At 56.3% G+C, this 8,850-nt stretch carries 3 protein-coding genes; all 3 read left to right on the top strand.

Annotated features, from left to right (window positions below):
* Positions 1–149: 149 nt before the first annotated feature.
* The 3 genes from QMC96_12765 to QMC96_12755 are packed head-to-tail and all read left to right on the top strand — an operon-like array spanning position 150 to position 8,697.
* A complete protein-coding gene (locus tag QMC96_12765; protein MDI6877628.1) occupies positions 150–3,485 on the top strand; it encodes a helicase-related protein in 3,336 nt (1,111 codons plus the stop codon).
* Positions 3,482–6,187, top strand: a complete 2,706-nt coding sequence (locus tag QMC96_12760) for a DUF1156 domain-containing protein (GenBank protein MDI6877627.1) — start codon at positions 3,482–3,484, stop codon at positions 6,185–6,187. Before QMC96_12765 ends, QMC96_12760 begins: the two co-directional genes overlap by 4 nt.
* A complete protein-coding gene (locus tag QMC96_12755; GenBank protein ID MDI6877626.1) occupies positions 6,184–8,697 on the top strand; it encodes a DUF499 domain-containing protein in 2,514 nt (837 codons plus the stop codon). Before QMC96_12760 ends, QMC96_12755 begins: the two co-directional genes overlap by 4 nt.
* Positions 8,698–8,850 lie beyond the last annotated feature (153 nt).

Genomic DNA, 8,850 nt, shown 5'->3' with positions numbered 1-8,850 from the left:
TTTATGATTAGGGATGAAGTTTATCGCAATCCTCGAAATATGATCAGAATTAAAAGCAAAATGAGCCCGATAAAATCGACATATTATTATTGCGTTTTAGCGATTTTCAATTGAGTCAAGCAAAACGCCATAACCGGGAGGAAAATATCATGCTCCAGATCAAAATCGGCGATATTGTAAAATCCGCCCATTGGCCCGAACCTGTAGAAGTGAAATCCTTACAGCAGGCGGGCGAATATCTCCATCTCATCCTCTTCACCACGGTGACAAAACAGCTGATCGAGCAGATGATCCACATATCTGCTCTCGATTCCTTTACCATCATCGGAAAGGAATGCAACTGCTGTGAAGATCCGGCAAAAGTCTTCCTCGCACTGGAGACCCTACGCTATCGTTACGCCTCGATGTACGATCCCCTTCTTGCAATGAACATATCGAAGGTGGAACCTCTCCCGCATCAGATAGAGGCAGTATATGGCTATATCTTGAAACTTCCGCGTATCCGCTACCTGATTGCGGACGATCCCGGTGCAGGCAAGACGATCATGGCGGGCCTGATCGTCAAGGAATTGAAGTTGAGGAATATGGCGAAGAGGATCCTCATCGTCGGTCCTGGACACCTGAAAGATCAGTGGAAACGGGAGATGAAGGACAAATTCGACGAGACATTCGTGGAGGTGGACAGGAATACCATTGCGAGTTATTATGGAGAGAATGTCTGGGACAGGGAGGGCCAGATCATCACATCGATGGACTTCGCCAAGCGCGAAGAGAATCTTCCTGCGATTCGCGCCACCAGATTCGATCTTGTGATATGCGACGAGGCGCACAAATTCGCCGCATATAAATACGGCGAGAAGACTGAGAAGACCGAGAGATACAGATTGGGCGAGGTCCTCTCGGATATCACGAACCACCTCCTCTTCCTCACCGCCACACCCAATCGCGGCGATCCGGAGAACTTCCGACTCCTGCTCGATCTGCTGGAGAAGGGATTCTTCTCCACATCAGAGATGCTAATGCAATCCATAGAGGAGAAGGACAATCCTCTGTTCATCCGGAGAATAAAGGAAGATCTGAAGGATTTCGAAGGCAAACCCCTCTTCCTCCCACGGCATGTGAAGACAAAAGCGTTTAATATCGGTAAGGTCTCGCCCCGAGAGAAGGATCTGTACAACGACCTCTCCGAATACGTATCGAAACAATACAATAAAGCGCTCGCCAGAGATAAAAGGAGAAATATCACCTTCGCCCTCATCATTCTCCAGCGCCGGCTCGCATCCAGCACCTATGCACTTCTTCGCTCTCTGGAACGGCGCAGGGAGCGTCTCGAAGAGCTGTTGCAGAATGCCGAAATGAGGGGCAGAATACCGCCTTCGATAGCAGATCCGGATGCGATGGAGGAGATGAGCGAGGATGAGCGCTGGCGCGAGGAGGAGGAATGGGAGAGGATCAGCGTCGCCGAGAACCGGGATGAGCTGCAGAAGGAGATCGAGACGATCAAACGCCTGATCGAGCAGGCCAACTCGATCGTCCAGCTGGAGGAGGAGGTGAAACTGAGAGAGCTCAGGGCGGCGCTTTCGGAGCTGAGTGCTAGATTCCCCGAAAGGGCGGACAGGAAGGTGCTCGTATTCACAGAGTCGCGCGACACGCTTGATCACCTCGTGGAAAAAATCCGTGAGTGGGGGTATTCGGTCAACTTCATACACGGCGGGATGAAGCTCGAAGAGAGGGTGGACGCGGAGCGGATCTTCAAGAACGAGACAGACGTGATGGTCGCGACGGAGGCAGCGGGTGAGGGTATCAACCTGCAGTTCTGCCACATGATGATCAACTACGATCTCCCATGGAACCCCAACCGGCTGGAGCAGCGGATGGGGAGGATCCACCGCTACGGCCAGCGAAAGGAGGTATACATCATCAACCTGGTCGCGGAAGACACGCGCGAGGGTCAGGTGCTGAAGAGACTGATGGAGAAACTGATGGAGATAAGGAGTGCGCTCGGCTCCGACAAGGTGTTCGATGTCATCAGCGAGGTGCTCTACAACACGAACCTGTCGCAACTGATGGTGGATGCGGCGGCGCATGCACGGAGTCTCGAGGAAATACTGAAGGAGATAGATATCAAAGTGGATGAGGAGTACATCGCGAGGATCCGGGAGCAGCTGGGTGAGACGCTCGCGACACGCTATATCGATTACACCAGAATCAGGGAGATGGCGCAGCGTGCCCGGGAGTTCCGTCTCATTCCTGAATATACCGCCAGCTACTTCAGGAAGGCATTTGAAAAGGCGGGAGGGGAGATCAGGGATCAAAAGAACGGGTTCTTCTCCATCGAATCGATACCTATCGAGATTCGCAGGATAGCGGAGAACCCTCCGTTCAGGAAATCCTTCGGGCTTCTCATAAGCAAATACCCGAAGATCACCTTCGACAAGGATCTCGCGCTCAGAGCGTCAGGCGCGGAATTCGTCTCTTTCGGTCATCCCCTCTTCGAAGCGGTGATGACATGGGTGGAGGAATGTTTCACCGGGGCGATGAGGAGCGGTGCGACTTTCATCGATCCCGATGGGATGATGGACGGGTACATCCTCTTCTACGAAGGAGAGGTGCGAGACGGGACTCTCGGTGTAGCGGGGAAGCGCCTCTTCGCCTTCTATCTGGACGACAGCAACACTACTGCTGTCGCACCCGACATCATCTGGGATCTCGCGGAGGCGAAAGCGCCTCAATCCGAATGCGTGGAGATCGAGAGACTCAAGGATAAGGTACTCCCGCTCGCCATAAGGGATCTCGAGCGGTACAGGGGCGAGATACAGCGGGAGCGCGAGAGGCAGGCATCGATCAAGGAGAAATACGGCTTGCGATCGCTCACAGAGGCGATCTGCGAGATCGAGGACGATCTGATTTCCCTGCAGGATAGGAAGGATCGCGGAGAGCCGGTCGATCTGCCGATCCTCAACAAAAAAAGGGAAAGGGACGAGTACCTGAAAGCAAAGGAGGAACTCATATCGCAAATTCAGAAGGAGACATACCTTTCGATGGTCACACCGAGGTTTCTCGGACTCATACGGGTGAAGCGTTCGGAAACCATCGATCCCGCGATGGTGAGGGATCCCGAGGTGGAGGCGAAAGGGATGGAGGTTGCGATGGAATACGAGAGGAACGAGGGAAGGGTGCCTGAGGATGTCTCCGAGCAGGACCTCGGGTTCGACATCCGCTCCATGGACGCGGGCGGCAGGGTGAGATACATCGAGGTGAAGGCGAGAGCAGGAAGGGGTGGTGTCGCGCTCACGCAGAACGAATGGTTCAAGGCGCAGCGGTTCGGGAACGATTATTATCTCTATGCGGTCATGAACGCCGTCTCCTCGCCTGAATTATTCATCGTCCAGAACCCTGCAGAGACACTCCCTGTGAAGAAGCGGGTGGAGAGCGTGCGATACCTGATCTCCTACGACGAGATCGAGAAGGAAGGTGGACGATGAACATGAGGGACAGGCGGCTGATCGAGGAGACATTTCCCGTCAAAGAGGTAAGCGTTGAATCGGCAAAAGAGAAGAACATCCGGCACGGGCACATCTCGACGCTGCATATCTGGTGGGCGCGCCGCCCCCTCGCTGCCTCCCGGGCCACTGCCTACGCGGCACTCGTGCCTCCACCGAGTGACGAGATAGAGTGGCAGAAGCAGAGGAACTTCATCATCGACCTCTCGAAGTGGGAGAACAGCAATAACGCGACCCTGATCAGGAGGGCACGGGAGGAGATCCTGAAGGCGAACAACGGAACTCCGCCGAAGGTGCTCGATCCCTTCGCGGGCGGAGGTTCCATCCCGCTCGAGGCGCTCCGCCTCGGCTGCGAGGTGCACGCGAGCGACTACAACCCCGTCGCGGTGCTGATCGAGAAGTGCACCCTCGAGTACCCGCAGAGGTTCGGGCATGCGAAGAGCGGGGAGAGAGGATGGGGAGAGATCGCGGGCGAGCACGAGAATCCCCTCCTGAACGCGGTGAAGAACTGGGGCGAATGGGTGCTCGCCGAGGCAAAGAAGGAGCTCGCGGAGTTCTACCCCCCGGACGAGGACGGTTCCATACCCGTGGGTTATATCTGGGCGCGGACGATTCCCTGCCAGAACCCCTCGTGCGGAGCGGAGATCCCCCTCATGCGCCAGTACTGGCTCGCGAAGAAGGAGAACCGGAAGATCGCGCTCTCTCCATATGCCGAAGGAAACGTGGTGAGGTTCCGTATCGTCGGCGACGGTCACGAGCCGGTACCGGAGGGTTTCGACCCGGAGAAGGGCACGGTCGCCCGTGCCGTCGCGACCTGCCCCTGCTGCGGTTCGACGGTGGACGCGAATACCACACGGCGGCTCTTCCGGGAGGGGAGATCGGGAGAACGGATGGTCGCCGTCGTCCTTCACAAGCCCGGGAGGAGCGGGAAACGATACAGGATCGCGACCGATGGCGACGTGGAGGTCTTCAGGAAGGCGGTGACGTACCTCGAGAAGAAAAAGGAGGAGCTCCGCGAGCGGTGGGGGATGGAGCCGGTGCCGGATGAAAAATTACCTCCCCGGGGTACGCTTGGATTCCGCGTTCAGGGTTATAACCTAAAAACATGGGGCGACCTATTCAATCCCCGCCAGCAGCTCGCGCTCGTCACCTTCGCGGACGCGGTGCGGCGGGCGCACGGGGAGATGCTCGCGGGCGGGATGGAACCGGAGTTCGCGAAGGCGGTGGCGGGGTATCTGGGTATAATGATTGATCGTTTATTGACTTTTTCTTCAACTCTTGCAAGAATAGACAATACTCGAGAGACGATTTCCAATATGTTCAATAGGCAAGCATTAGGCATGATATGGGATTATGCTGAGCTCAATCCATTTAGTGAGGCCACGGGAGATTGGAATTCAGCCTTCGAATGGGTCACTCTTGTCATAAACCACCTTTCTATGATTCCTTTTACCCAAATATCACAGGGATCCCATAATTCATCAACATTCCTCCCCCACCCCGACAACACCTTCGACGCCGTCCTCACCGACCCGCCCTACTACGACAACGTCCCCTACTCCTACCTCTCCGATTTCTTCTACGTCTGGCTGAAGCGCACTCTCGGCGACCTCTACCCCGAGCTCTTCACCACGCCTCTTACACCCAAGGGCGAGGAGATCGTCGCGTATTCCAGCGGCGAAGGAGGTTTCGAGGAGGGGAAGAGACGGTTCGAGGCGCTGCTCCAGCAGTCGTTCCGCGAGATCCACCGCGTGCTGAAACCGGACGGGATCGCGGTGATCGTCTATGCCCACAAGTCCACCTCGGGGTGGGAGACGCTGATCAACTCGCTTCTGGACTCGGGGCTCGTGATCACCGGCGCATGGCCCATCAACACCGAGATGCAGGCGCGTTTGCGTGCGAAGGAGTCCGCTGCCCTTGCCTCCTCGATCTACATCGTCGCCCGGAAGATGGAGCGCGAGAAGGTCGGGTTCTACAACGCGGTCCGGGAGGAGCTGAAGAACCACCTGAACAGAAAACTCGATCGTCTGTGGCAGGAGGGGATCTCGGGTGCGGACTTCTTCATCAGCGCGATCGGTTCCGCGATCGAGGTCTTCGGGAAGTACGAGCAGGTGATGGACTACGAGGGCAGGATCGTGAGGGCGGACCGTCTCCTCGAGGACGTGCGGAAGATCGCGACCGATTACGCGGTCCGGCAGATCCTCCACAACGGCTTTGCAGGGGAGATCTCGGACCTCACGAGGTTCTACGTCCTCTGGCGCTGGGAGTACAGCGAGGCGAGGGTGCACTTCGACGAGGCGAGGAAGCTCGGGCAGAGCTGCGGGATCGACGTCGCGCAGGAGTTCAACCGAGGTGGAGTCGTCAGGAAGGAGAAGGAGTTCGTCCGTGTCATAGGTCCGGAGGAGAGGGATATCGAGGATCTCCAGCAGAGTCGCGAGCTGATCGACGTCCTGCACCTCGTGCTCCTCCTCTGGGAGAAGGGGAAGAGGAACGAGATGACTGACATGCTGAATAAGAGCGGTTACGGGCACAAGGAATCGTTCTTCCGGGTCGCGCAGGCGATCTCGGAGACTCTCCCGATCGACAGCAAAGAGAAGAAGCTCCTCGATGGTTTCCTCGCGGGAAGGGAAAGGTTGAAGGAAGAGATGAAGAAAGCATCAGTTCAGGCGAGGCTGAATCTATGAGACCGTTTCACACGATCGCGATACCGCACGGGGATATCCTCGAGGGGAGACTCACGATGGATGTCTTCGCTGCCGACCTCTGGGAGGTGCACAAAAAGCGAGCTCCCGAGGAGTACCGTGACGCCGATGTCTTCTTCCGGAAGACGTACCTGACGGATGGACTGAAGAACCTCCTGGACGTGGTGGAGAAGAGGTTGAGCGGCAGAGGCGGGGATCCGGTCATCCAGATCCAGACGCCCTTCGGCGGTGGCAAGACGCATGCGCTGATCGCGCTCTACCACAGGGCGAGGAGGCTGGAGGTGAAGACCGCGGTCATCGTGGGGACCGTCCTGAATCCAGAGGAGACCACCCTCTGGGGCACGCTGGAGGATCAGCTCACCGGCCGCATCGATAGATGCGCTGGCAGATCCCCGCCCGGCAGGGATGTGCTCAGGGAGATCCTCTCCGCTCATGCACCAGTACTCATCCTGATGGACGAGGTGTTGGAGTACGTGACGAAGGCATCTGCAATCAAGGTGGGCGAGAGTACGCTCGCTGCCCAGACGATCGCGTTCATGCAGGAGCTGACCGAGTGCGCCGGCATCTGCCGCAATGTCTGCCTCGTCGTCACATTGCCTGCGAGCCTACTCGAGCACTACGATAGGAACGCGGAGTCGCTCTTCCAGCAGCTGCAGAAGGTCTCGGGCAGGGTGGAGAAGATCTACACGCCTGTGCAGGACCACGAGATCACGAGCATCATCAGGCGTCGCCTCTTCACCAGCGTGGACGAAGCGGCATCGAGAGACACCATCGCGCAGTTCATGGGCTATGCGGAGAGGGAGGGTTTGCTGCCCGCAGGAATGGAACCGAGCGAGTACCGCGAGCGTTTTCTGAGCTCGTTTCCCTTCATGCCCGAGGTGGTGGATATGCTCTACCACCGGTGGGGGAGTTTTCCCACGTTCCAGCGCACGCGTGGAGTCCTCCGATTGCTCTCCCTCGTGATCCACGCATTGAAAGAGACGAACGTCCCCTATATCAGCCTCTCGGACTTCGATCTCGGCTCGCAGGAGATCAGACAGGAGCTCCTGAAGCACATAGGTCAGGAGTACAACAGCGTCATCGCCGCCGATATCACCTCGCCCAACTCGGGAGCGAACATCGTGGATACCTCGCTCGGCAGAGCGTATCAAGGCCTCACCCTCGGGAAGCGGACGACAACGACGATCTTCATGTATTCGTTCTCCGGCGGTGGAGAACGTGGTGCGACGATAGGGGAAGTAAAGAGATCCGCCACCACGCTGAACAACCCCTCGAGCGTGATCATGGAGGCGCTCGAGCTGCTCAAGCAGAAGCTCTTCTACCTGCAGGTGACCGGAGACCGGTTCTACTTCAGGAATCAGCCGAACCTGAACCGGATCGTCCTGAACAAGATGGAGAACATCACCCTGAGGGAGATGAACGAGGCGGAGAAGAAACTCCTCTCCGAGAACCTCTCGAAGAACCGGCTGCAGGTGTACCTCTGGGTGGAGAACAGCGCGGATATTCCTGACAATGAGGAGCTGAAACTGATCCTCCTCCCGACAGAGAACATGGGGTCCATCGAGAAGATCAGGGCATCCAAGGGCAATACCCCGCGCGTGAACAAGAACACGATCTTCTTCCTGTACCCACAGGAGAGCGAACGCGTCGCCTTCACCAATGCGATGAAGAGATCCCTCGCCATCGAGAAGATACTCAATGACAAGGAGCTGGGGATCACGGAGGAGCAGAGGAGGGAGCTGGTAAAAGAGCACAAGATCGCGCAGGATGTAGCGAGGGAGATGCTCTATCGATTGTATCAGGTGCTCTCAGTTCCTGCAAAGGAGCCGTATCCGATCGGCATTCCCACCTTCGGTGATCGGAAGATGCTCGACATGCGTGTGTATGACGAGCTCCGCACCGCAAGCGAGATCCTCGAGAGCGTATCGCCCCTGTTTCTGAGACAAAAATATCTCTCGAACAACAGTTCGGTCCCGACCCTGCAGATATATCAGGCGACACTCAGAACACCGGGCGAACCAAGGCTGATATCGAAGAATGTTCTGATCGATGCGATCAACAAGGGTGTGAGGGACGGGCTCTTCGGACTGGGTTACTCTGAAAAGGACAGGCCCGAGTGCAAATATTTCAAGATTAATCCTGAAGTGACGATATCCGAGGGTGAGATCCTCATCGATGCATCGATCTGCGCGGATACAACCATAAAATATCCGGATACATCATCGACTTTGATCACACCCCCACTTCCGATTGCACCATCACCTCCGATCACACCATCGGCGAAGGTGATGAAGGAAATCATCCTTCAATTCGAGATACCGCAGGGGAAAGCTTCGGACATCATGCGAATGGTGAATTACATCACATCGAAATTCAGGAGTATCACCCTTACCCTGGAGGCGAGGGAGGGTGAGATCACAGAGCAGGAATATAAGGACAGGATTATGGAGGCATTCGAGCAGATGGGGATAAGGGTAGGGGGTAGGAATTGACCGGCGCCCCTATTTGAAATTATTTTATCGAAGTTGTACATATAACGATTTTTTGGCTCTGTAGAAACACACATGATTTGAAGACTCAAGCATACCGGGAGGACATCCCAAAACTATAAGTCCCTTGCGAACCCTCAGCCCCGGTCATGGCCT

The organism is Methanomicrobiales archaeon, assembly GCA_030019205.1.
GTDB lineage: Archaea > Halobacteriota > Methanomicrobia > Methanomicrobiales > JACTUA01 > JASEFH01.
Note: the sequence above shows the minus strand (reverse complement) of the source record. Positions and strands in the feature narration are given on the sequence as shown.

What these genes read in the sequence shown, in the direction of transcription:
- QMC96_12755 (MDI6877626.1), top strand. Translation starts at nt 6,184, where the DNA reads ATGAGACCGTTTCACACGATCGCGATACCGCACGGGGATATCCTCGAG.
- QMC96_12765 (MDI6877628.1), top strand. Translation starts at nt 150, where the DNA reads ATGCTCCAGATCAAAATCGGCGATATTGTAAAATCCGCCCATTGGCCC.
- QMC96_12760 (MDI6877627.1), top strand. Translation starts at nt 3,482, where the DNA reads ATGAACATGAGGGACAGGCGGCTGATCGAGGAGACATTTCCCGTCAAA.